The organism is Vibrio sp. J1-1 (genome assembly GCF_021728395.1).
Lineage (GTDB): Bacteria > Pseudomonadota > Gammaproteobacteria > Enterobacterales > Vibrionaceae > Vibrio.
The window spans coordinates 1-2,709 of record NZ_JAKKCM010000039.1 but is presented as its reverse complement, the minus strand read 5'-3'; the positions used below and the strand labels follow the sequence as shown (position 1 = coordinate 2,709).

The window sequence follows — 2,709 nt, the reverse complement described above, 5'->3', positions numbered from 1 at the left end:
AAGATCGAAGCTCAATTTCCGCGAACCAAGATCCCGAAGTTCGAAGTGCAGAATCAAGCAAAGCACACGAACGATTAGACCTAAACACTCTGTTTTAGCTGCGATTTTCTCATTGGCAACTAACGCCCTGTTAAGGTGTGAGCAACGCAATACTGAAGATCCCGCATACCACCTTAACCCCTAAACCTAACGCATAGTAAAAATGCCAAGCGTTGCGAATCACTCTTAAACAGATTGTTATGTTTAATTATTTAAGTGCTTATCTATTGATAAACAAAGTTCATCACATCTATTTACTAACTCAATCAACGCGTCTTTCGTTATTGATACAGGACTACCATCTTTATCATACCCTGCTCGATGTACACAATGATGCCTAACTTCCACCGCCTTAAACAACCACCCAAGCTCCTCCATTTGGTAGTTTAATATTGCGCTATACATTTCCTTAGCTTTAGCAACATTATGGAAAATAAGGTCTTTTAGATGCTTAGATACCGTGTCATTTAGGTTTTCTTTTTGGTGATATATTTCCTTTAAGCTAAACGTTCGCTTCGAAAGTTCTTTGTCATTTTCCACAAGTTTACGCATTAATTTGGGGTTACGTGATACCTGATAAATGAACTGAGATGACAAGTAACCCTCGGTAGCCGAGATGATATGAGCAAATAACATTACATAGAGGCTAAACTTGGCATCAGGGTTACATGGTAGGGCTAATATGTCGTTTACACTTCGAATATGGTTCTCAAATACTTTGTATTGATTAGATTGAGCATCATCCCCTTCAATGAAGGGTATTTCAACGTCAGATATATCGAGATACAAGAAATCGTGCCCATCTAACTGATCTTGGATTTTATCTAAGACCTCAGGATCAGACTCTTCAGAAAACTGCATGATATAGCCGTACAGAAAGCCATCATCATTCGTCTCTTCGGAGATATCCCAATCAAGGAGTTCTAGCTCTTCCAAGCTTATACCAAGTAGTTTTGAGAAATATCTATCTCTATCGGCAAGTTGAATATCATAGAGCTCTTCTTTTGCACGCCCCATCGAAGCCTCCTATTAAACATAACGCCGCATTAAGGTGCGAACAACGTTAAACACCTAACCTAAACCATTGCACCTTAAACACTAAAACCAAGTTTAAACTGAGATCGCCAAGCGTTGTGAGTCACTCTTAAATGCTTTGTTAGGCGCTTCACGCAAATAGTTAAATCTGGATTTGGGAAACCATCTTTTGGGAAAAGAAACATACGTAACACACTGAATTTGATTAAAACCCAAACGCCAAAGCGGGTAAGTATCTGAAACCCACTGCAACCAAAACACCAAAGAAATTGGCAAATCAGCGCATAAAAATGAAATTTGAAAAGGTTAACTTTCAGAGCGAAATTCCAGCCAATAAACCTGTTTCGAAGGCAGACAAATTTAAAACGATTTGAGCCAAAGAAACTGACAACAAACCGACCAGAAAACCGAATGAGGCAACCTGCGAAACTTGGCATGTTTTACGGATTAAGTGATTCAAGAACTTGGGAAGATAAAGCCAGATTGCCGAAAAACTGGAGCGAATGGCCGGAGAGAAATTAGAGATATGACCCACGAAATTTCTCACTGCGCCTAACGCCCTGTTAAGGTGTGAGCAACGCAATACTGAAGATCCCGCATACCACCTTAACCCCTAAACCTAACGCATAGTAAAAATGCCAAGCGTTGCGAATCACTCTTAAACAGATTGTTATGTTTAATTATTTAAGTGCTTATCTATTGATAAACAAAGTTCATCACATCTATTTACTAACTCAATCAACGCGTCTTTCGTTATTGATACAGGACTACCATCTTTATCATACCCTGCTCGATGTACACAATGATGCCTAACTTCCACCGCCTTAAACAACCACCCAAGCTCCTCCATTTGGTAGTTTAATATTGCGCTATACATTTCCTTAGCTTTAGCAACATTATGGAAAATAAGGTCTTTTAGATGCTTAGATACCGTGTCATTTAGGTTTTCTTTTTGGTGATATATTTCCTTTAAGCTAAACGTTCGCTTCGAAAGTTCTTTGTCATTTTCCACAAGTTTACGCATTAATTTGGGGTTACGTGATACCTGATAAATGAACTGAGATGACAAGTAACCCTCGGTAGCCGAGATGATATGAGCAAATAACATTACATAGAGGCTAAACTTGGCATCAGGGTTACATGGTAGGGCTAATATGTCGTTTACACTTCGAATATGGTTCTCAAATACTTTGTATTGATTAGATTGAGCATCATCCCCTTCAATGAAGGGTATTTCAACGTCAGATATATCGAGATACAAGAAATCGTGCCCATCTAACTGATCTTGGATTTTATCTAAGACCTCAGGATCAGACTCTTCAGAAAACTGCATGATATAGCCGTACAGAAAGCCATCATCATTCGTCTCTTCGGAGATATCCCAATCAAGGAGTTCTAGCTCTTCCAAGCTTATACCAAGTAGTTTTGAGAAATATCTATCTCTATCGGCAAGTTGAATATCATAGAGCTCTTCTTTTGCACGCCCCATCGAAGCCTCCTATTAAACATAACGCCCTGTTAAGGTGTGAGCAACGCAATATCGAAGCTCCCGCATACCACCGTAAACACTGAACGTAACGCATAGTAAAAATGCCACGCGTTGCGAATCACTCTTAAACAGTTTGTTAGCTTTTT

2 protein-coding genes are annotated in these 2,709 nt (G+C 39.3%); both read right to left on the bottom strand.

The genetic code is table 11. The features are described from left to right. Positions 1-243 precede the first annotated feature (243 nt). Positions 244-1,056 (bottom strand): hypothetical protein, encoded by an 813-nt coding sequence (locus tag L3V31_RS21900; RefSeq protein ID WP_052147627.1) that lies wholly within the window; start codon positions 1,054-1,056, stop codon positions 244-246. A 694-nt stretch (positions 1,057-1,750) separates the two neighbouring features. Next, positions 1,751-2,563, bottom strand: a complete 813-nt coding sequence (locus L3V31_RS21890) for a hypothetical protein (protein ID WP_052147627.1) — start codon at positions 2,561-2,563, stop codon at positions 1,751-1,753. Between the last annotated feature and the right edge of the window lie 146 nt (positions 2,564-2,709).

Excerpts from the sequence above, each read along its gene's own strand:
- L3V31_RS21900 (WP_052147627.1), bottom strand. The coding sequence starts at position 1,056 with ATGGGGCGTGCAAAAGAAGAGCTCTATGATATTCAACTTGCCGATAGA.
- L3V31_RS21890 (WP_052147627.1), bottom strand. The coding sequence starts at position 2,563 with ATGGGGCGTGCAAAAGAAGAGCTCTATGATATTCAACTTGCCGATAGA.